The organism is Kitasatospora sp. NPDC034035 (genome assembly GCF_055575755.1).
In genome coordinates this window covers 138,405-159,019 of record NZ_JBVISA010000011.1, presented here as the reverse complement: position 1 = coordinate 159,019, position 20,615 = coordinate 138,405, and the positions used below count along the sequence as shown (strand labels likewise).

The 20,615-nt window shown below is 75.8% G+C and carries 13 protein-coding genes; 4 read left to right on the top strand and 9 right to left on the bottom strand.

The window, feature by feature from the left end; all coding sequences use genetic code 11:
• Positions 1 to 80 precede the first annotated feature (80 nt).
• The 4 genes from ACZ52J_RS17965 to ACZ52J_RS17950 form a co-directional block, all read right to left on the bottom strand.
• The gene (locus ACZ52J_RS17965; RefSeq protein ID WP_465619879.1) at positions 81 to 1,145 is read right to left on the bottom strand and encodes a GNAT family N-acetyltransferase; all 1,065 of its coding nucleotides are present in this window, start codon (positions 1,143 to 1,145) and stop codon (positions 81 to 83) included.
• Between the two features lie 966 nt (positions 1,146 to 2,111).
• Entirely contained in the window at positions 2,112 to 2,252 is a 141-nt protein-coding gene (locus tag ACZ52J_RS17960) for a hypothetical protein (RefSeq protein WP_360489845.1), read from the bottom strand.
• A 549-nt stretch (positions 2,253 to 2,801) separates the two neighbouring features.
• A complete protein-coding gene (locus tag ACZ52J_RS17955) occupies positions 2,802 to 5,879 on the bottom strand; it encodes a protein kinase domain-containing protein (RefSeq protein WP_465619877.1) in 3,078 nt (1,025 codons plus the stop codon).
• 151 nt (positions 5,880 to 6,030) lie between these two features.
• Positions 6,031 to 6,990 carry an alkaline phosphatase family protein gene (locus ACZ52J_RS17950; protein ID WP_465619875.1) on the bottom strand — a complete coding sequence of 320 codons (960 nt, stop codon included), beginning with the start codon at positions 6,988 to 6,990 and terminating at the stop codon, positions 6,031 to 6,033.
• A 154-nt stretch (positions 6,991 to 7,144) separates the two neighbouring features.
• Here ACZ52J_RS17950 and ACZ52J_RS17945 point away from each other — a divergent pair, with 154 nt between their 5' ends.
• From ACZ52J_RS17945 to ACZ52J_RS17930, 4 genes are read left to right on the top strand one after another with little or no spacing between them, the layout of a single operon-like run.
• The gene (locus ACZ52J_RS17945) at positions 7,145 to 10,084 is read left to right on the top strand and encodes a hypothetical protein (protein ID WP_465619873.1); all 2,940 of its coding nucleotides are present in this window, start codon (positions 7,145 to 7,147) and stop codon (positions 10,082 to 10,084) included.
• Positions 10,081 to 11,316, top strand: coding sequence for a phosphotransferase family protein (locus ACZ52J_RS17940; RefSeq protein WP_465619871.1), 1,236 nt, complete (start codon positions 10,081 to 10,083; stop codon positions 11,314 to 11,316). The genes ACZ52J_RS17945 and ACZ52J_RS17940 overlap by 4 nt, the downstream gene beginning before the upstream one ends.
• Entirely contained in the window at positions 11,295 to 13,262 is a 1,968-nt protein-coding gene (locus ACZ52J_RS17935) for a glycosyltransferase (RefSeq protein WP_465619869.1), read from the top strand. The genes ACZ52J_RS17940 and ACZ52J_RS17935 overlap by 22 nt, the downstream gene beginning before the upstream one ends.
• The gene (locus ACZ52J_RS17930) at positions 13,259 to 14,644 is read left to right on the top strand and encodes a glycoside hydrolase family 16 protein (protein WP_465619867.1); all 1,386 of its coding nucleotides are present in this window, start codon (positions 13,259 to 13,261) and stop codon (positions 14,642 to 14,644) included. Before ACZ52J_RS17935 ends, ACZ52J_RS17930 begins: the two co-directional genes overlap by 4 nt.
• 98 nt (positions 14,645 to 14,742) lie before the next feature.
• Here ACZ52J_RS17930 and ACZ52J_RS17925 read toward each other — a convergent pair whose 3' ends face one another.
• Genes ACZ52J_RS17925 through ACZ52J_RS17905 form a run of 5 tightly spaced genes read right to left on the bottom strand, consistent with a single transcriptional unit; the run spans position 14,743 to position 20,245 of the window.
• Positions 14,743 to 15,555, bottom strand: a complete 813-nt coding sequence (locus tag ACZ52J_RS17925) for a polysaccharide deacetylase family protein (RefSeq protein ID WP_465619866.1) — start codon at positions 15,553 to 15,555, stop codon at positions 14,743 to 14,745.
• Entirely contained in the window at positions 15,552 to 16,529 is a 978-nt protein-coding gene (locus tag ACZ52J_RS17920; RefSeq protein ID WP_465619864.1) for a glycosyltransferase family 2 protein, read from the bottom strand. The genes ACZ52J_RS17925 and ACZ52J_RS17920 overlap by 4 nt, the downstream gene beginning before the upstream one ends.
• A complete protein-coding gene (locus ACZ52J_RS17915; protein WP_465619862.1) occupies positions 16,526 to 18,046 on the bottom strand; it encodes a lipopolysaccharide biosynthesis protein in 1,521 nt (506 codons plus the stop codon). The genes ACZ52J_RS17920 and ACZ52J_RS17915 overlap by 4 nt, the downstream gene beginning before the upstream one ends.
• A 7-nt stretch (positions 18,047 to 18,053) precedes the next feature.
• The gene (locus tag ACZ52J_RS17910) at positions 18,054 to 19,373 is read right to left on the bottom strand and encodes a glycosyltransferase family 2 protein (RefSeq protein ID WP_465619860.1); all 1,320 of its coding nucleotides are present in this window, start codon (positions 19,371 to 19,373) and stop codon (positions 18,054 to 18,056) included.
• A complete protein-coding gene (locus ACZ52J_RS17905; RefSeq protein ID WP_465619858.1) occupies positions 19,370 to 20,245 on the bottom strand; it encodes a glycosyltransferase family 2 protein in 876 nt (291 codons plus the stop codon). The genes ACZ52J_RS17910 and ACZ52J_RS17905 overlap by 4 nt, the downstream gene beginning before the upstream one ends.
• Positions 20,246 to 20,615 lie beyond the last annotated feature (370 nt).

Genomic DNA, 20,615 nt, shown 5'->3' with positions numbered 1-20,615 from the left:
GCCCGAGCATCCCGCCCGAGTACGGCCGGTCGCCCGAGCATCCCGCCCGAAGGCGAAGCCGGCCGGCAGCGGTCCGGCCGTCAGGCGTCGCGGAACCCGATGGCCCGTTTCACCACGCCGCGCAGTCGGCGGTCCGCTGCCGTCAGCGGCAGGCGCTCGCGGTAGTAGGCCGGGGAGGACACCGGCCGTGCGCCGAAGCTCTGCTTGAACGCGGCCAGCGAGGAGTCGGGCCGGGCGTCGCCCATGTCGTAGACGAGGCTCCCGGCCGCGCACGCGTCCTCGACGGCGAGCCGGTGCAGGAGGTGGTTGGCGTGGACCGGATGCGCCAGGCGCCGGTCCATCGCCCCACGCCAGTACTTGGTGTGGGTGCCGTGCCGCAGCACCACGATCGCGGCGGCCGGCTCCCCGCCGCAGCTGGCCAGCCAGATCGCGCAGGAGGCGCCGAAGCGCTCCGCGACCGCTTCCAGGAGGCGCGGCGGTTCCTCCCGCCGATGGCGCCAGCGGGCCAGGGCCAGCGGCTCGTGCTGCTGTTCGGCCCAGCGGGCGACCGACTCCTGGTGGAGACGCCGGAACTGCGGCACCAACCGCCCGCCCCGGCCCACCTCGACCTGTACCTCCGCGCGTTCGGCCTGCCGCACGCCGCGGCGCACCTGAGGGCGGAAGCTGTGGGCCCACACCTCCTCGAAGCCGCCCGCCAGGTCGAGGAGGTAGGTGGTGCGGTCGAAGGCCGCGAAGGCGTCCGGGACGGTCGCGTTCCAGACCGCGGCGGACCGGGGGTCGAACCGTACGGCGACCCGCAGTGCGGGGCGGTCCGCGAGATCCTCGAAGACGAGCCGGGCCTCCCGCGGGTCGGGTGGTCCGTCCGGCACGACGGCGCCGCCGACACCCCACCCGGGCCAGGACTCCTCCGCCAGCAGGCGGGTGGCCCAGCCGCGGCGGCGAACCAGCGGGACGAGGACCTGCCGCCCGCCGTCGAACCGGTACAGCCGACTCGCGTCCGCCAACGGCCGGGCGTCGCAGAGGCAGTCGAGCCAGGTCGGTGTCTGCGTCACCAGCGCTCCGTCATCGCGCTCGATCAGTTCCCACCACAGCTCGCGCGGTGCCGGACTGGTCACCTCGACACCGGCGGAAGGCGTCCTGGGCATGGCACGGTCGCTCCTCTCCGGTGAGTCCGCCGGCCCCCGCTTTCCAGGCTAGGTGCGCCCGCGGACCCCCGCCCGACCCCGGCGCGCTCCCCCATCCCGGCGCACTCCCCCGCCGCGGCCGGGCGCCGACCGGGTGGCGGGTCATAAAATGGGCGGGCTGGCCCATACCGGCTCCGGGCCGCGTCCGAGCCCGGGAGGCCGAGGACGGGAGCTGCTGGTGGTGAGCAACGGAGCCCGCGCGTCGGCCGCCGTCGTCCGATCGCTGCGATCGCGGGGCAGGGCGGTCCTCACCTCCGCCGGGCGCTACGACCCGTTACTGCGCAACGCCCATCTGCTCACCCTCAGTTCGCTGTTGACCTCGCTCTTCGGCGCCCTGTACTGGGCACTCGGCGCCCACTGGTACAGCCCGGCCACCGTGGGCCGCAACTACGCCGCGGTCTCCGCGATGATGTTCCTCGGCGGGGTGGGGCAGCTGAACCTTGCCAACGCCATGGTCCGTTTCGTGCCCTCCGCCGGGCCGCGCACCGGGCGGCTGGTGGGGCTGGCCTATCTCGCGGCCTCGCTGGTCACCCTGGTCTTCGCCGCCGGGCTGGTGCTGCTGATCCCGGTGCTCTCACCCGGGCTCGGGTTCCTGCGCACCTGGGGGCTGGGCCTCTGCTTCGTCGTGGCGACCGCCGGCTACGCGATCTTCAACCTCCAGGACGGCGTCCTCACCGGCCTTCGGCGAGCGGACTGGGTGGCCCTGGAGAACGGGCTCTTCTCGATCGAGAAGATCGGGCTGCTGGTCGTGTTCGCCGCCGTCGGTGCGCAGAACGGGATCCTCCTCTCCTGGATGGTCGGCATCGCGCTCGCGCTCGTCGTGACGAGCGCCTTCATCTTCGGCCGCGCCCTGCCCCGGCACGAACGGGCCGCGCCCACGGCCGGCGCGGACACCTCGAGGCCGACCTTCGGCTACATCTCCGCGGACTACGTGGGTGCGATGTGCTGGCTGGCGGCGGTCAACCTGCCCCCCGTGATCGTGCTCAACCGCCTCGGCGCCGCCGACAGCGCGTACTTCTCACTGGCCTGGATGGTGCCGTTCGCGCTGTACTGCTTCAGCTCCAACATGGGCTACTCGCTGGTCGTGGAGTCCGCCCGGGACATCACCCGGCTCGACGACTACCGGCGGGTGCTCCGGCACTCCGGCCGGGTGCTCGTGGCGGCGGTCGTGCTGCTGATCGCCGTCTCGCCGTGGGTGCTGCGCCTGTTCGGCGCCGGGTACGCCCGCCACGGCACGGTCGTCCTGTGGCTGCTCGCCCTCTCCGCGCTGCCGAACCTGCTCAACACCACGGTCGTCGCGCTGTCGCGGGCCCGGCGCCGGATGGGCGTCGTGGTCGGCGTGCTCGCCGGGCTCTCGCTCGTGGTGCTGGCGCTGACCGAATTGCTGCTGCCGGTGCTCGGCATCACCGGCGCCGGCGCGGCCTGGCTGATCGGCCAGACCCTCGTGGCGGCCGTACTGCTCTGGCGCCGCTCCTGGTGGCTGCCCGCCCCGCCGCGCGGGCGTCACGACCCGGCCCCCGGAGGGCCCCGCCCCGCGGAAAGCCCCGCACCTCACGAGGGCCCCGCACCTCACGAGGGCCCCCTGCCCCAGCGACCGGCGCCCCAGCGGCCGGCGCCTCAGCGGCTCCCGCCTCCGCGGCCGGCCCGCAGGACGGTGCGCCGGATGCCGAGGCAGGCGAGCGGCAGGGCGATCAGGAGGGCGGCCCAGAAGGCGCTGTGGCCCCACAGGTCCGCGATGCCGCCGTACAGCGGCTCGGCCATGGGGATGCGCAGCGCCTCCAGCGGGCCGAGCGGCGGGGGCACGGCGCCGAGCAGCAGCGTGCCGAGCAGCCAGAGCGCGAAGAGCCGACGGGCGGCCACGGGCCGGGCCAGCGTGGCGGCGGCCGACAGGGCGGCCAGCAGGACGGTGAACCCGGCCTGGTACGCGGCCCCGACCCGGCCGGTGCCCCAGGACTCCGGCGTGGGGTGGTGCCCGGTGGCGGCCAGTCGCACCTCGACGGTCGCCCAGAGCAGGACGACCAGGACGAAGGTGCTGCCGAGCGCGAACCGGGCGCGTTCGCGGACGCCGGCGCCGGCCGGCTCCCAGTCCCCCTCGGCGGATCCGGGCCCGCCCGTACCGGCCCGGGTGGTTCCGCCGGCGGGCCTGGAGCGACGGGCGAGGCGCCGCCACTGTTCGGCGGTCCGCTCCCGGGCGGTCCGGGCCGTCCGCATCAGCCGGGCGGCGCGCTCGGCCAGCACCAGGGCCACGACGATGCCGACGGCGGCCACCACCCCGGACCAGCTGCCCATGCCGCCCTCGAACGTGACCACCCGGTCGGCCACGGCCGGCGGCGGTTTGAGCACCGTCATCGGCGGCCCCAGCCGCAGGTAGCCGATCGCCCCTGCCCCGGCCGCGGCCAGCGCCAGCGTCCCCCGGCCGACCCTGGCGGGGAACGCGACCAGGATGACGGCGGCGGCCAGGGCCGCACCCAGCTGCGGGGTCACCCACCGGGCCGCCTGGTCGCCGGCGGTGCGCAGCCGGTCGCCGAGGAGGCCGTTCGGCAGGATCTTCAGCTGGTTCCCGGCATCCACGCTGATCCGCGCGAGCGAGCCGGCCCAGAGCAGCAGCGCGAGGGCGACGAGCAGCAGCAGGGCCGCGGCCGTCTGGCGTGGCAGCGCGGTCCGCGCGTTCGCCCACCAGATCCGGGCCCGGGGTGCCAGCCAGGCCCGGAGCCGCCCGGCCAACGGTGCGGCGCCGCCCGTCTGCCCGGCCGGGCCGCCCTGCCCGGCGGTGGCGCGCCTGGCCCGCAGCGCCTCGGCGGCGACCAGGGTCGCGCAGCCGGCGACCGTCCCGGGGTCGGCCCGCACCGCGCGGCGGCGCAGCGCGGACCAGCGGCGGCGCACCCCGGCCGCCGGCTCCTGGCGTGCGGCGGCGGACACGGCGGCCCAGCCGGCCAGCGTCATATCTGCCACGACCGCCGCGACCACGGCCATCACGGCCGACACCCGCCAGGACAGCGGCAGCCGGTGCAGCGCCGCGGGCAGCGGGGAGAGCCGGCCCAGCAGCCGCGGGTGCTCCTCGTGCTGGACGGTCAGCCAGACGGCCAGCCGGTACGCCTCGGCCCGCTCGTCGGCGCTCAGCCCGTCCCCGGTGCGGCGGCCGCCGCCGAGTTCCCGGGCGGCCCGGTCCGTCTCGAGCACGACCTCCGGAACGCGGGCGAGCGCGAGCAGCCGCCCGCAGTGCTCGCCCTGACACTCCGGGTGGTCGCAGTCGTAGCGGGCGGCGATGGCCGGCACGGAGGCGGCGAGCAGCTCGTCGACGAAGGCGACGGCGTCCGGCCCGGCGGCGACCCGGGTGAGGCCGGCCGAGTCGATCGGGCGCTCGCGGTAGACCGGGGTGGCGGAGGGCGCGAAGGCGGCGCCGAAGGCGAGGACTGCGAGGGCGGCCGCGCCGGTCCGCCGGGCGCCCCGGGCGCTGTCGACCGCGCGGAGGTAGTGCAGGTCGAAGAGGGTGTCCCGGACCTCGTCGCGCAACCAGACCAGCAGCTGCTGCGCACCGCCGTCGACCAGCCACTCGGCCGCCTCGCCGGAGCGGTTCAGCATGCTCCAGGCCAGCACGGACGGGGCGTGGTACGGGTCGCCGAGGAAGGTGACCGGCCGGTGGACGTAGCCGCCCGCGGCGCCCCCGGCGGGCGCCTGGGGACGCACCACGGCCGGGTTGCCGCCCGCCAGCCAGCCGGTGACCTGCTGGGCCCGCCAGCGGTGGGCGGGGTTCCTGGTCAACAGGCCCTGGAGCAGCAGCAGTCGGCGCGGATCGGCGACGGCGGAGAGGTTGACCCCCTCGCCGAAGACCAGGTCGTACTGCAGCACCTCGTCGCTCACCAGGTAGCCGTCCGCGTCCAGGTAGTGCGGCCGGCCGGTGAACAGCTCGTACAGCACGTTGCCCAGGCCCCACCACGGCCCGGCCGGGTGGTTGGCGCCGGCCAGCTGTTCGGGGGCCATGTAGGCGATGGTCACCTGCATCTCGGACGAGAAGCTGCGGCTGGCGGTGAGCCGGGCGACGCCGCCGAAGTCCGCGATCACGAACTCCCCGGGGCCGGCGCCGGGCCGCACCAGGATGTTGGAGGGCTTGAAGTCCACCGGGTTGCGTTCGATCCGCCGCTGCCAGAAGTCGAGCATGGCGACGAGTTCGCGGACGATGTCCTCGGTTTCGCGCGGGTCGGCGTGCCGGCGCTGCTCGCTCAGGGCGGCGATGCGGTCGGCGAGGGTGACCGGGAGGTACTCCATCGCCACCCAGTCGCAGCCCGTCCCGGCGTGCTCGACCCGGCCGTAGTCGATGATCTGCGGCGCGTGCCGCCGGTAGGCCTCGTCGCGCAGGTGCTCCAGCAGTTCGGTGTCCATGGCCTGGCCGGCCCGGGTGACCTTCACCGCGGCGTCCCCGCCGCCGTCCAGCCGCCGGACGTGCCAGACGGTGCCCTCGGAGCCCGAGCCGGCGACCTTGTACGGCTCGTACCGGTCCAGCAGGGCCGCGGGGAAGGCCCCGCCGAAGTGGCCGCCGCGTGCGGGCGCGGGGCGGCGGGTGACGGTCCCCGGGACGGCGTCGCGCGGCGTCGGGACCGCGGTCGGCGCGTCCGGGCCGGCCCGGAACCGCCTGAGCCGCGAGGGCGGGCCGGGTGTCGGGGCGTCCTCACGGCGGCCCCAGGGCCGCCGGTCCACCCGTGTGCGTGGTCCCGCTTCCGTCGGCGCGCCGTCGGCCATCCTGTCGTTCCCCCTCCAGCCGGCCCAACCTTGACTCGTCATCATGTCGCAGGCGCACGGGGATGGTTGCCGAGTTCGACCGCTTTCGCCCGGCCCCGTGGCCAAGCCGTTATCCGCCCCGCGACCAGATGTCCCCGATCGGCGCGGCGTCCGCGGCGGCGCCGGTGGGCGGCAGGCCGTAGGCGTCCTCCAGGGTGCGCAGCAGCCGGTAGTGGTCGATCCGCTCGTCGTAGCTCCCGGGCCTGACCTGCGCGCCGACGACGACGGTCGGGATCCGGTTGCCCTGGTCGTTGTCGTCCTCGTCCCACGTGACCACCAGCAGGCTGTTGTGGGTGCGGGCCCAGTCGGCGTAGCCGGCCAGGTTGTCCCGCAGCCAGGTGTCGCCCTGCTGGACGGAGCCGTCGTGCATGTCGTGGGTGAGGTCCGGCACGACGAACGACAGGGTGGGCAGCGCGGCGTAGTCGTGCGGGAAGGCGGAGAACGGCAGGTTGACCTCGGACGGCAGGGCGGCGAAGTCCACCCACGGATTGTGCCTGCGGGCGTACCCGCCGCTGTCGCAGCCGGTGTAGCCGGCGCTCGGCAGGCCTTCGGAGTACCCGGCGAAGGTGAGGCCCGCGGTGAGCAGCGCGGAGCCGAGGTTGGCCGCGGAGAAGGTCTTCGGGCAGGAGTCGTCGGTGACGCCCTGCACCGAACCGGAGAAGAGGGCCAGGTAGTTGGGCTGGCTCGGGTGCGTCACGGCGAACGAGCCGGTGAAGCTCGCGCCCTGCCCGGCGAGCTGGTTGATGAACGGCGCCTCGGCCGTCCTTCCGATGACGTCGGAGTACGACCGGTTCTCCTCGACCACCACCACGACGTGGTCGGGGCGCGGCACTGCGGCCGCGCCGGGCACGGACGTCGTGGAGGGCCCGGACGTCGCCGAGGGCACGGACATCGCGGAGGGCGCGGAGCCGGCGGAGCCGCCCGGGGCCACGCACCCCGTCACCAGCAGGACGAAGACGGCCACCGCCGCTCCGGCCGCCCCGCCCGTACGGCGGCGGCGCCCGGGGCTCCGGCTGCCCACAGTGGTCACACCATCCAGCCTGGCCGCCCGGAGCGGGAGCGGCAACGTCTCCGGATGACCCAGGGGGCAGCCGGGGCGCCGGATGCCTAGAGTGGGAAGGAATAGCGACTGCACGGCCCCGGGGGCGCTGTCTCCTCCCTCGGGAGCTCACGGGAGTCCACGAATGAACGATGCGCAGACCGCGGCGGGCGACGGAGCGCGAGCACCGGTGGACCTGCACCTCACGGTGCCGGAACTGACCGACCGCCTGCTCGGGTGCGCCGCGGATGGACAGTGGCCGGACGCCTTCCTGGTGAGCGCCGGACTGGTCCAAGTGGTCGAGGACGTGCTGGAGGGCACCGCGTGGCGGCCCCGTCGGCTGGTGGAGCACCTGGCGAAGAGCGGCCGGCCCGGCGCGGTCGGGGCGGCCCGGGGCGGGCTGCGGGCGGCGACCGGGCTGTGGCTGGCCGCCCCGCCGGCGCGCGGCCTGCGTGCCTGGTGCGACGGAATGGCCGCACTGCGCGACCGCCTCGCCCTGCGGGCGCTCCACCCGGGCCCGGCGGCTGGGGACCCGCACGCCGAACTGGCCGCCGCGGTGGCCGGGCTGGCCCGGCTGCCCGGGGCCCGCCGGCTGCTCGCCGGGGCGGTGCAGCGCCCGCCCGCCTGCTTCCGCAGCTTCGACCAGCACCCGCAGGACTGCGCCGCACTGGCCCGGCTGGTCACCGCCCGCCACCCGGACCGGAACCGCCCGGTGCTGGTCCTGGGCGTGCGCACCTCGGGCAGCTACCTCGCACCCCTGCTCGCGGCGGAACTGCGACGGCTCGGCCACCGGTCGGTGACGGTCGGCACCACCCGTCCGGGCTCGGCGCTGGTGCCGGGGCGGACGGCGCTGGTGCGCGACCTCCGGCGCAGGGCCGGCCTGGTCCTGCTCGTCGACGACCCGCCGGTGACCGGCGGCTCCCTGGCGGGCCTCGCCGCATCGGCGGTCCGCCGCGGCTTCGAGGCCGCGGCGGCCGTCCCGGTCCTCGCGACCTTCGACGACGCCGGCGAACTGCCGCCGGCCCTGCGCGGTCTGCCGTGCGTGACGCTGCCGGGCCGTGACTGGCACGTCCGGACGCTGCTCGCCCCCGAGGCCCTGGCCCCGCTGCTGGCCCGGCTGCTGCCGCCCGGGCAGCGGCTGCTGGACCTGACGGTCGGCGCCCCGGGGCCCCTCTCCCGCCACGGCCACCTGTCCGTGCCGTGCTCGGCCCGCGTGGCCGAGCCGGGCGGCGGCGTCCGGAGCCTGCCGCTGCTCGCCGAGTGGACCGGCGTCGGCTACTTCGGGGCGTACGCGCCGGCGGTGGCCGGGGCGCTCGCCGGGCTGGTCCCGGAACCGCTCGGCTTCGCCGACGGCGTGCTGGTCCGCCCCCGACCGGAGAACGGACCGGCGGACGCCCCGGCGGACGCACCAGCGCACGAACCGGCGGACGGGCGGAGCGTCCCGTCCGCGGAGGTCGCCCGGTACGTGGCCGCCCGGCAGCGGGTGCTCGCTGTACCCGCCGACCGGAGCCTGTGGCTGGCCGGGCGCGACCCGGTCTGGGAAGCCTCCGCCCGCCAGCTCGCGCCCGTCTTCGGACGGCTGCACACCGTGCTGCGCCCGGTCCTGCTGGACCCGCTGACCCGCACCCTGCTGGCCTCCGGCCGCCCCTGTGTGACCGACGGCCTCACCGCGCGCCATCGCTGGATGCCCGACGGCGCCGGCGGCTGGTGGAAGACCGCCTACGCCGACGGGGCCTTCGGCCACCTCAACCTCGCCAGCTACGACGCCGCCTACGACCTCGCCGCCTGTCACCTCGCCGGCGCAACCGGTCCGGACGACGCGCAGGCCCGGTCGGCGCCGGACGACGACACCGAGCTGCTCATCGAGTACCGCCGGCTCACCGGGGAGGATGTGTCCGCCGCCCGGTGGTGCCTGCTGCGGCTGGTCCAGGCCCGGCACGCCGCCGTCCAGGACGGTCGGCCGCCCTCCGAACGGACCCGGGCCGATGCCCGGCGGGCCCAGGCCCGCGCGGTGCAGCGGTTCCTCGCCGGCCTCTACCTCGCGGATCTGGACGCCGAGCCCCGGGGTCCGTGCTGCGTCCTCGACCTGGACGGTGTCCTGGAGTCCGACGTCCTCGGCTTCCCCGCGTCCGCCCCCGCGGGCATGCTGGCGCTCCGCGCGCTGCGCGCCCACGGCTACCGCACGGTGATCGCCACCGGGCGCTCCGCCCCCGAGGTCGCGGACCGCTGCGCCGCCTACCGGCTGCCCGGCGGGGTCGCCGAGTACGGGGCGGTCCTGGTCGACGCGGCGGCCGGCACCACCGAGGTCCTACTCGACGACGGGCGCCGCCGGATCGGTGACGGCGGGCTGCGCGGCCGGCTGGGCGCCCTGGACCCGCCCGCCGTCACCGACCCGCTCGCCCGCTGGTGCGTGCGCGCCTCCGTCCGCGCGCCGGAGAACGGCCGACGGCACGCACTGGCTCCGGAGGTCGTCGCCGCCCTCCTCGGCGAGGCGCCGTTCGGCGAGCTCTTCGAAACCGTGCCGGGCCAGGCCCAGACCGACTTCGTCCCGCGCGGCGCCGGGAAGCTGGCCGGAACGCGCGCCCTGCTGGCCCGGCTCGGGGACGGCGGCCCGCCCGCGCTGGCGGTCGGGGACGGCGTCGCCGACGTGGGCCTGCTCGGCTGGGCCCGACGCGGCACCGCTCCGGCCAACGCGGAGTCGGCGGTCCGGGCCTCGGGTGTTCCGGTGGCCCGGCACGCCTACCAGGCCGGGCTCGCCGACGCGGTGGGCGGTCTGCTCGGGCACCGGCCGGGCGCCTGCCGGCTCTGCCGGGCGCCGCGCCCGCCCGCCGACGCCCGCGCACTGCTCGCCCTCCTGGCCGTACCGGAGGCCGGCCGGGCCGGGGCGCCGCTGCGCCTCGCCCGCCTCGCCGTCCGGGCCGCACAAGCCGCCCGCAGCGCACCGGCCGCGCGGGCATCACAGGCCGCACAGACCTCAGAGACCTCAGAGACCTCACCGGCCGCCCGTAGCGTCCGCACCGTCCGTGCCGTCCGGGCCGCGCACAGCGCTGCGGCCGCGCCGACTCGCCGGGGCCCGACCAGATGAGCCGCGCGGTGCAGCGGCTGGACCGCGCCCCCGAGCCGCCCAGGTCGCGGGTCCGGTCCCTGCTGGCCGCCGCCCGCCGGTACGACCCGCTGCCGCCCTCCCCCCGGGCCCTGCTGCCGCTGCGCCGCCCCCGGCCGGTATACCGCGTCACCGACGGGTGGAAAGCCCGCCGGATCGCCCGCCGGCTGGGTCTGGACGACGGCTGCACGCTGCGGCCCGGGGCCCCCGGACTGGCCGACGTCCTGGTGCTCTCCCTCGACCCGCCGGGCGACACCACGGGCAACACGCCGGGCGACACCACGGGCAGCATGCCGGGCGGCACCACCCGCGACACCCCCGGCCGGGCCCGGCTGGCGGTCAAGCACGCCCGGAACAGCCACGCGGTCGCCTCGCTCGACCACGAGTGGCGGGTGCTGGAGACGCTGGCCGCCGACGACCGGCTCGGCGCCTGGCGCGCCCTCGTCCCGGTCCCGGTCCGCCGGGAACTGACCGGACCCCTGCCGCTGATCACCGAGAGCTGGCTGCCCGGGACCACCGCCGACCGGCTGCTGCGGGAGGACCCCGGCCTGGACGGCGAGGTCGCCGAGCGCGCGCTCACGGCCATTGCCGGACTGCACCGGGCCACCGGACGAACCGAGACCGCCACCGAGCGGCTGGCGGCCTGGGTGGACGATCCGCTGGACGTGCTCGGCACCGGCATCCCCTGGTGCCGGACCGGAACCGGGACCGCCGGACTGGCCGGCGTCCGCGCCCGGCTGCGTGCCGGCCTGGCCGGCACCGATACCACCGTCGCCTGGACGCACGCCGACTTCCACGCGGGCAACGTCCTGCTCGACGAGCGGGGCGGCCGGGTCACCGGTGTGATCGACTGGGGCGGGGCCCGGCCGGACGGCCCCTGCGCCATCGACGCCTACACCTTCGTGCTCGCGCTGATCTGCCGCCGCGAGGGCCGCCAACTCGGAAGCACCGTCCGCGAGGTGGTGCGCCGCGGGGCGCTGCCCGGCCCGGACCTCGCCCTGATCGCCGGCACCCGCGCCGACCTGGTGGACCTGCGCCGGGGCGGCCCGGCCGGATCGCCGGACGGCGCCGTGCTGCCGCTGCTGACCTGGCTGTGGCACATCGTCTCGAACGTCACCAAGTCCCCCCGCTACGCACGCAGCCACTGGTGGGTGGCCCGCAACGTGACCCCGCTCCTGAAGGAGGCCGCCACATGGCCGGCAACCCGGCCGTGACGCCGCTGTCGGCGCCGAGACCGCGCCCGCCCACCGGGTCGGCGGGAAGCCGCCCCCGGTGGTACGCCCGCCTGCCCACCCTGGCGCCCCGCGTACTGCTGCCGGTCTCCCTGGTCATCTGGCTGGTGTCGCTGCGCAACGTCGACCTGGCCCGGATGGGCGACCTCGGCCTGCTGCAGGTGCTGCCCGTCCTCTACTGGGTCGCGGCGGGCCTGCTGACCGCGGGCTTCGTGCTCGCCTTGCGGGACCGCAGCCTCGGTTCCTGGTGGCTCGTCTCCTACGTCCTGGGCCTGATCGCGGTCATCCACGCCACGCCCACCCTGCTCTACGCCAACCTGCGGTACCCCTGGGCCTGGAAGCACGTCGCGGTGATCGACGCGATGCTCCGCCACGGTGGCCCCGTCCCGCACGCCGGCCTGCTGGACCCGTACAACCAGTGGCCCGGGTTCTTCATCGTCAACGGCCTGCTGCTGCGGGCCACCGGCCTGCACTCGGCGCTCGGGTACGCGAGCTGGGGCCCACCGCTATTCAACGCGCTGCTGCTGGCCCCGCTGCTGCTGCTCTACCGGGCGATCAGCTCCGACCGAACGCTGGTCTGGGGGGCGGTCTGGGTCTACTTCTCCTGTTCCTGGGTCGGCCAGGACTACTTCTCCCCGCAGGCGTTCGCGCTGGTGCTGTACCTCGCGGTGATCGCCTCGGTGGTCCACCGGCTGCCCGACCGGCCCGTCCCCCGCACGCCCGGCCCGGGCCCGCCCGGCGGGTCGCACCGGTCCGCGGCGCCCGGGGCGGCGGACCGCGGCGTCCAGGCCGGCGGATGGGGGCCGGTCCGGCTGCCGATGGTCCTGGTGCTGGAGGCCGCGATCATCTGCTCGCACCAGCTCACCCCGCTGATGCTGATCAGCTCGCTGGCCGCGCTGGCGGTGCCGCGCGGCAACCGGCGGGTGGTCCTGCCGCCGCTGCTGGCCGCGGTGGCGATGACGGTGGTGTGGGACGCCACGGTGGCCCGCCCGTACCTGTCGGCCAACCTCGGCCAGTTCGCCCGGGCGCTCACCACCCCGGACTCCAACGTCACCTCCGGGTTCGCCAACCTCGGGGTGGTCTCGCCGGACCAGCTGATGGTCGGCTGGATCGACCGGGGGCTGTCGGCGGCGGTGGTCCTGCTGGCGGTGATCTGCTTCGTCCGCCGCCCCTGGGTCCGGCGTACCCCGCTGCCGTACCTCGCGCTGGCCCCGCTGCCGCTGTTGGCGGCCAACAGCTACGGCGGCGAGATGCTCTTCCGCGCCTACCTGTTCGCGCTGCCCGCCTGCGCGTTCCTGCTCGCCGCGCTCGTCCTGCGGCCCACGCCTCGGCCGCGGCTGCGGTCGGCCTGTTCGCTGGTCCTGTTGCTGGCCCTGCTGGGCGGCCTGTTCTTCGGCTACGACAGCAAGGAGCGGATGAACTGGTTCACCGACCGTGAGGTCGCCGCGACGAAGCAGTTGTTCGCGGCCGCGCCGCCGTACTCGGTGGTGGTGTCCGTGACCGGGGCCGTGCCGGGGATCTACAACCACTACGAGGACCACCCCGAGGTGCGGCTGGTCGAGACGACGGGGCAGACCAGGGAGCTGTTGACGGAGGATCCGCTGGGCGGACTGGAGGCCGCGGTCAGCTTCACCCATCCGGGTGTGCCCGCGTACGTGGTCCTGAGCCGGGCCCAGGCCGCCGAGTGCTCGCTGACCGGCCTGCTGCCCGCCGACACGGTGGACCGACTGACCGACGTGCTCGCCCGGACCCCCGGCTTCGAGCTCGTCTACGGCAACGCCGACGCCGTGGTCTACCGGTTCGTCCCCAACCCGCTGCCCACCCAGGCCCCCGGCCTCGGCCGGCCCCCCGCCCGATCGCCCGCCCCGCCGCCCGTCCAGCCCCCCGGGCAGGCCTCCGTCCACGTCCAGCCAGGAGGCGGCCCATGAACGGCAACCCGTCCGTGAACGACGCCCGGATCGGCTGGGCGCTGGCCCTCTCCGGCTGGGTGGCCCTCGCCGTCTACACGCTGGCCGACGCCAACCCCGTGCGGGTGGCGGTGAGCAGTGTGTTCCTGCTCTGCTGCCCGGGGCTGGCGGCGGTGCGCTCGGCCCGACCGCGGCTGGCCGCGAGCGGCGCGCCGATGGGGAGGCTGGAGGCCTGGGTGCTGACGGTGGCGCTGAGCCTGGCCATCGACACGGTGATCACCATGGCCTTCTACCTGACCGGCGGGTTCATCAGCGGCTGGGCCCTGGCCGCGACGGCCGGCGCCACCACGCTGTTGGCGCTGCCGCTGTGCCTGCCGCACGGCGGTCGGCCCCCGGGGCGCGGCGCGCGGGCCCGGAAGCGGAGCGCGCCGGACGCCAAGGACCCGACCTCCACGGACCCGGCCTCAAAGGACCCGGCCTCGAAAGACCCGGCCACGAAAGACCCGACCACGAACGGCCGGAGCACGAAGCACCGGCGCAGGCGGCGGGGGGCGGGCGGGGCCGCCGTGGCGGGTCTGCTCCTGGTCGCGGCGTGCACCGGCGGCACCACCACGGCGCCGCCGACCACGGACAGCGGCGGCGGCGGATCGGCCGGCCCCGGCGCGGGTCCGGCGGCCCCGGTGGCGCCCGGCTCCTGGCACCTGGTCTTCAACGACGCCTTCGACGGCGATCGGCTCGACCCCGCCAACTGGACCACCTGCTACGACTGGAACCAGGACGGCTGCACCAACGCCGGCAACCACGAGCTGGAGTGGTACCACCCGCAGCAGGTGACGGTGGGCGGCGGCAGCCTGGCTCTGACCGCGAACAGGTCGCCCACCACGGGCAGCGACGGCAAGAGCTACCCGTGGACCTCGGGCATGGTCTCCACCGGCCGGGACTCCTGGAACGGGCAGCCGCGGCACACCTTCACCCACGGGTACTTCGCCGCCGCGGTGCGCATCCCGCCCGAGGCCGGCATGTTCCCGGCGTTCTGGCTCCTCCCCGCCTCCCGCACCACCCCGCCGGAGCTCGACGTCGCGGAGTTCATCTCGACCACCCAGTACGTCCAGATGACCCTGCACCACGCCGGGCCGAACGGCGAGGACCTGGACCAGTGGGAGCGGTACGGCCCGGAGAACTTCCCGGCGGGCTACCACGTGTTCGCGCTCGACTGGGAGAGCAACTCGCTCACCTGGTACGTCGACGGCGTCCAGCGCTACCAGGTGACGGATCCCGACAAGGTCCCGGACGTCCCGATGGAGCTGCTGCTCAACCTGGCCGTCGGGTACCCGAGTTCACCGCCGCAGGACGTCACCTCGGCGCGGATGACGGTGGACTGGGTCCAGGTCTGGCAGCACTGATCCGGCAGCGCCGAATCCGACACCATCGAGCCCGGCAGCGCCGAATCCGACAGCGCTGAATCCGGCAGGACCGAGCCGCTGTCGCGGACCACGCGCGTTCAGGCCGACGGCGGCCCGCCCACCGGACGGCCGAACGCGGCCCGGCCACGGCGGAACGCCCGCCACCCCCTGGTCCGCAGCCGCTCCGGGTACGGCGCCACCGGGGCGCCACCGCCGTCCACCCAGCCCTGGAAGACCTCGACCGAGGTGTCCGCGCGGACCATCAGCCGGGAGATCCGCAACGGCTCGTCCCCCTCCGAGCTGAAGGCGTTGCCGACCGCGCAGGCGGACGTCCAGCCGGCCTTCTGGACCTTGCGGCGCACCGGGACGCTCGAATAGCCGTGGGGGTAGGCGAACGCGGTGACCTGGTGGCCCACCGCGTTCTCCAGCTCCCACTTGCAGCCCCTGACCTCCTCCCAGACCTGCCGGCCGCGCTGCGTGTCCAGCTGGGGGTGGGTGCGGGTGTGGCCGCCGATCTCGACGCCGAGGGCGTCGAGGGTGGCGACCTGGCGCCAGGTCAGCATCGGAGCCGGCGGCAGCCGGCTGCCCTGACCCGGGTGTCCGGGGATGTGCACGGCCCCCGTGGTGACGAACAGGGTGGCCGACAGGTCCCGTTCGCTCAGCATCGGGGCGACCGTCCAGTAGAAGTCGGCGAACCCGTCGTCGAAGGTGAGCACCGCGCAGCGCTCCGGAAGCGGGGGTCCGCCGCGCAGCGCCGAGACCAGCCGGCGCAGCGGGATGACGCTGCGTCCCCCGGCCAGCAGCCGGTCGAGCTGCTCGGCGAAGACCCGGGGGGTCACCGTGTAGCGGGCGATCCAGTCGGGCGGGTCGTCGGAGACGGAGTGGTAGAGCAGTACCGGCACGGGGGTCATGGCGCGCCCCCCGCGACCGCCGGGCTCACCTCTCCGTCCGGGCGGGCCCAGGACCGGGCGGACCACGCGGCGGTGAGCCGTCCGACGCCGTAACCGAGCACGGTGAACGCCACGCCCCCGGCCAGGGCGAGGAGTTCGCGCGGATCTGCGGCGGCGGGCCGCAGACAGCGGGCCAGGGCGGCCGGGACGGTCGAGGCCAGGTAGCGGCGCTCGCTCGCGAGCGCCGCCCGGGCGCCGCTGTGCCGGGCCACGACGGCCTTGGAGCGGCCCTCGGCGTAGCAGCGGGCACGGTAGTAGGCCCAGGTGGCCCGGCCCGCCGGGACGTGGTGGCGGACGGCGGCGGCGGGCTCGTAGAGCAGGAGGGCCCGGGGGTGCCGTTCGGCCAGACGCAGGCACAGTTCGGTCTCCTCGCAGCCGAGCGGGCGGGTGCCGACGCGTCCGAGGTCCGTGCGGAAGCCGCCGGCGGCGAGGAGCTCGGCGCGGCGGAAGGACATGTTGGCGCCGATGAAGTTCCGCACGGTGGTCCGGTGCTCGGGCAGGCCGCGGTAGGAGCAGCCGACCACCCAGTCGAACTCGGCCGGGAACCAGGACGGACGGCCGTCGTCCCAGCGCGGCACGACGAGGCCGCCGACCCCGTACACGTCCGGGTCCCGGTAGGGGGCGAGCAGGTGGGTGGTCCAGTCCGGCTCCGCGGCGGCGTCGTCGTCGAGGAAGGCGACGACCTCGCACCCGGCGGCGGCGACGCCGGTGTTGCGGGCGCCGGAGAGGCCGTTGCGGTGGCGGTTGGACAGCACGCGGACACCGGGGAACGCCGCCCTGGCCCGGCGGGCGAGCTCCGGGCAGTGGTCGCAGACCAGCAGGATCTCGTCGGGGGGCCGGTGCTGGGCGTGCAGCGAGCCGATCGCGGCGCGCAGGTCGTCCCAGCGGTCGAGGGTGTAGGCGCAGACGATGACGGACAGTCCCGGGGTGTTCACGGCCCTCTCCGTTCGGGGGTCGGAAGCCAGCGCGGCAGGGTGCACAGCAGCGGGACGGCGAGCACGGTGGCCGCGATCAGCCAGGCCAGGCCGACGCCGACGAGGCCGAACCGCGGCAGCAGCCAGGCCGTCAGGCCGAGGACCAGAGCGCAGTAGGCCCCTTGCAGGCCGATGATCAGGCCCAGTCGCTGCCGGGCCCGGGCCGTGTCGACGGCGACGCTGACCAGCAGGTTCGGCAGGGCGGACAGGGCCAGCAGGCGCAGCACGGCGGTGCCGTGGTCGTCGTACTCGTCGCCGAACCAGGACAGCAGCCACGGCGCGGCCACGACGGTGACGAGCACGCCGGCCGCGATCAGGGCGCCGGCGTGCCGCAGCACCCGGCGTCCGTGCTCGGCGAGCCGCCCGGGGGCCCGCGCGGCCTCGACGATCAGTGAGCTGCCCATGTTGAGGGCCACGAGGTAGAAGGTGTACGCGATCACCCAGGGGAGCGAGTAGTAGGCGATCTGCTCCGGCCCGAGGGTGTTCAGCACGTACAGCGGCACGACGGTGGCGGCGGCCAGCCGCAGCAGGGCGCCGACGTAGTCCGCGGTCGCGTAGCGGGCGAGCCGGGGCGCGGCCGGGCCGTCCGGGCCGTCCGGGCCGTCCGGGCCGTCCGGGCCGCCTGAGCCGCCTGGGCTGGCTGGGCTGGCTGGGCTGGCTGAGCCGTCCCGGCCGGTGACCCCGGGGAGCAGTCGGCGGAACAGCAGCAGGTTGGCGACGGCGAGGGCGACCAGCAGGGCCCCGGCCCAGGCGAGCACGATCCCCACGTGCAGCGCCCAGCCCGCGAGAGCGGCCAGCAGCACGATCTTGACGGCCGCGAACAGCGCGTTCTCGCCGAGGACCCAGCCGGGCCGGCGGAGGCCGGTCAGCGCGCCGTCCTGGAGGACGAAGAGCGTGTAGCCCGCGGTCATGGCGACGAAGGCGACGGCGGGCGCCGGGCTGCGCAGGAAGCCGAGGCCCGGGGCGATCACGGGCACCAGCCCGATGAAGACGCCGCCGACCACGATGTTGGCGGCCGTGGCGACCAGGTAGCAGCGGATCAGCAGGCCGCGGGTACGCCGGCCGGCGGCGGGCAGGAAGCGGACCAGGACGTCGGCGAGGTTGAGCTGGCCCACTTCGGAGAGCAGCGTCGCCGCCGAGAGCACGGCGTAGCCGAGGCCGACGTACTGCGCGCCGTACCAGCGGGTGGCGAGCATCCAGAAGACCGCGCCGAGGCCGGCGGTGACGATCGAACTGGCGGTCAGCACATGGCCGTTGCGCAGCAGCGGCTCACCGGCGGTGGCCGCCCGCAGCCGGGCCCGCAGCAGGGTGGCGTACGAGCACTCGCAGGGCAGCGGCAGCGGACAGGAGCAGGGCCGGCTGCCCCGGTCGGGCGCCGTGGCGTACGTCACGGTGGGCGCCGCGGTGGACGTCACGGTGGGCGTCACGGTGGGCGCCGCGGGCGTCGCGGACGTGGTGGGCTTGGTGGGCGCGGACACGGCGGGCTCACCCTGTCACCCGTGCGCCGGCCCGGGCGCGGCGGACGCTGCGCGCGTACCCGACCGGACCGTACAGCAGCCCCTGGAGCTCCAGTCGGGCCAGGCGCCAGGTCGGGCAGCGGCCCGCCGCACCACCGGGGTCCGGCCGGGTGCGGGCGCGGTGGGCCGCGTAGCGGAGGCCGCCGGGCAGGCGGCGCAGCAGGGCGGGCAGCATGGCGGGTTCGTGGTGCAGGGCCGCCGTGAGGTAGGCGCCGAAGCCGGCTCCGTAGCCGAAGGCCTGGGCGGGCACCGCGTCCATGGTGCGCCGGTGGCAGTGCCAGACGATGGCGTCGGGCGCGTAGGCGAGGGCCTGGCCGGCCACCAGGATGCGGAAGAAGGCGAGCAGGTCGTCGCCGCCGCGGGCCGGGGTGCCGGTGCCGGTGGCGGGGTCGAAGCCACCGAGGGCGCGCAGGCGCGCGGTGCGGAAGGCCATGTTGGCCCCGGAGCCGAAGCGGCCGGCGGCGAACGGGAAGAGCGGGTCGGTGTGCCGGTCGGCGAGGGTCCAGGTGCGGGCAGCGAATCCCTTGGCGAAGCAGCCCTGGTGCTCCAGCGCGACCTGGGCGGGGGTGTCGAGCTCGGCGGGCAGGATCAGGCCGGTGACGCAGCCGATCCGCTCGTCCTCGGCGAAGGTCTGGGCGAGCGCCTCGATCCAGCCGGGGTCGGCGAGGGTGTCGTCGTCGGTGAAGGCGGTGATCTCGCCGGTGGCGGCGGCGAGCCCGGTGTTGTGGGCCCGGGCCAGGCCCGCCACCGGCTCGCGCAGGTAGCGGACCCGGCCCCGGTACCGGTCACGGATCAGCCGTTCGGCGGCGTCGTCGGCGGGGGCGTTGTCCACGACGATGACCTCGAAGTGCGGATAGCCGTTCCGCAGCAGGGAGTCGAGGCAGAGTCGCAGCAGACCCACCCGGTTGTGGGTGGCGACGACCACGCTGACCGTGACCGGGCCCGCAGGCACCCGGGCGCGCCCGACCCGACCGGGGCGCGCCGCGGGTGTCGCGGTGGACAGAGCGGGAACACGCAGTTCCCGGTGGGCGGCGTCGACCAGCGCCCGGCGCAGCGCGGCGCTCTCGCCCGCTGCTCCGGTGGCCGTGACCAAGCCGAGCGGGTGTCCGTGCAGCCGCACCAACGCCAGCACGCGGCCGGCCGGGTCGCCGGCCCCGAGACCGCCGGGCGAGCGCAACTCGCCGGGCTCGTCCAGGTCCAGTTCGACGACACGGACGGGGGTGCGGAGCGAGTCGCGGGCGGCGGGGCGCGGGCAGGCTGCTGCGGTGCGCCGGTCGGTGCCACTCATCGGTTCTCCCCTGCGGGGACGGCCGCCGAGGGCCGGGCGCCGGGACGCTCGGCAATCAGGGTCCTCAGCACCCGGCGGCCGTCGGAGACGGCGTGCAGGTGGGATCGGCCGCTGCGGCGGGGGAGCTCCAGGCTCGGCACTTCGGCGATCCGCAGCCCGGAGCGCAACGCGTGCGCGACCATCTCGGCCTCGATCTCGAAGCCGGTGGAGCGCAGGTCGAGCGCGTCCAGGAAGGAACGGCGGAAGGCGCAGTAGCCGTAGCACAGGTCGGTGAGGCGCGCGTCGTAGACGCGGTTGACGACGGCGAGCAGGGCCCGGTTGCCGAGCGAGCGGATCCTGGTGAGGTCCAGCGAACCGCCGCCGGCGATGCAGCGCGAGCCCTTGACGAAGTCGAAGCCGTGGTCGAGGAAGTGCAGGTAGTGGGGGATCTCGCCGGGCCACATGGAGCCGTCGGCGTCCATCATGACGATGTACTCGCCGGCGGCTGCGGCGAACCCGGTACGCAGCGCGTTGCCCTTGCCGGGGCCGCTCTGCTGGACGCTGCGGACGGTCGGCAGGCAGTGCCGGGCCATCGGGACGGTCGCGTCGTCGGACGCGCCGTCGACCAGGATGACCTCGTCGACGCAGCGTGGGATCTGCTCGAAGACCCAGGCGATGTTGCGGGCCTCGTTCTGGGCGGGGACGACCAGGCTGACCGTGTGGGTGGTGGCGACGCCGTCGCCGGCCCGGCGCATCGGGCGGTGCACGGTGACGCGGTCCTCGGCGCGGCGGCGCGGGTGGCGGTCCCCGTTGAGGTCGGGGGGCCGTCCGGCATAGGGGTACCGGACGACGTCGGGGTACCGGACGGCATCGGGGGGCAGGGTGGGGCTCATCGTGAGCGGCCTCTCGGGGGGAGGCGGGGGCAGGCGCCGGGCACGGCGCGGCCCTTGCGGTGTGACGAACGGGCGGCGGGCGCGGACGGATACGCGCGGGCCGAGCCCGGAGGGAAGCCCGTCGAGGGGCTGCCGAAACGTTGAGGGCGCTGTGGCGGCCGTGTGGGGGGTGCGCACCGCCGGGCCCTCCCGGCGCCTCGGGCGCCGGTCGTACGAACTGGCTGATGGACTACCGCACCTACGGGTGCGGGCTATGCCAGGGCCTCATCGTCTGTCGGTACGGACAGTCACGTCAAGGGGTCTTTGTCCGATTTTTACCGTAACTTCCCATGACGTGCGGTAACGCTTTGTCACCATCCTTCTCCGCACC

Excerpts from the sequence above, each read along its gene's own strand:
- ACZ52J_RS17930 (WP_465619867.1), top strand. The coding sequence starts at position 13,259 with ATGAACGGCAACCCGTCCGTGAACGACGCCCGGATCGGCTGGGCGCTG.
- ACZ52J_RS17905 (WP_465619858.1), bottom strand. The coding sequence starts at position 20,245 with ATGAGCCCCACCCTGCCCCCCGATGCCGTCCGGTACCCCGACGTCGTC.
- ACZ52J_RS17935 (WP_465619869.1), top strand. The coding sequence starts at position 11,295 with ATGGCCGGCAACCCGGCCGTGACGCCGCTGTCGGCGCCGAGACCGCGC.
- ACZ52J_RS17945 (WP_465619873.1), top strand. The coding sequence starts at position 7,145 with ATGAACGATGCGCAGACCGCGGCGGGCGACGGAGCGCGAGCACCGGTG.
- ACZ52J_RS17965 (WP_465619879.1), bottom strand. The coding sequence starts at position 1,145 with ATGCCCAGGACGCCTTCCGCCGGTGTCGAGGTGACCAGTCCGGCACCG.
- ACZ52J_RS17960 (WP_360489845.1), bottom strand. The coding sequence starts at position 2,252 with ATGTTGGAGCTGAAGCAGTACAGCGCGAACGGCACCATCCAGGCCAGT.
- ACZ52J_RS17940 (WP_465619871.1), top strand. The coding sequence starts at position 10,081 with ATGAGCCGCGCGGTGCAGCGGCTGGACCGCGCCCCCGAGCCGCCCAGG.
- ACZ52J_RS17910 (WP_465619860.1), bottom strand. The coding sequence starts at position 19,373 with ATGAGTGGCACCGACCGGCGCACCGCAGCAGCCTGCCCGCGCCCCGCC.
- ACZ52J_RS17925 (WP_465619866.1), bottom strand. The coding sequence starts at position 15,555 with ATGACCCCCGTGCCGGTACTGCTCTACCACTCCGTCTCCGACGACCCG.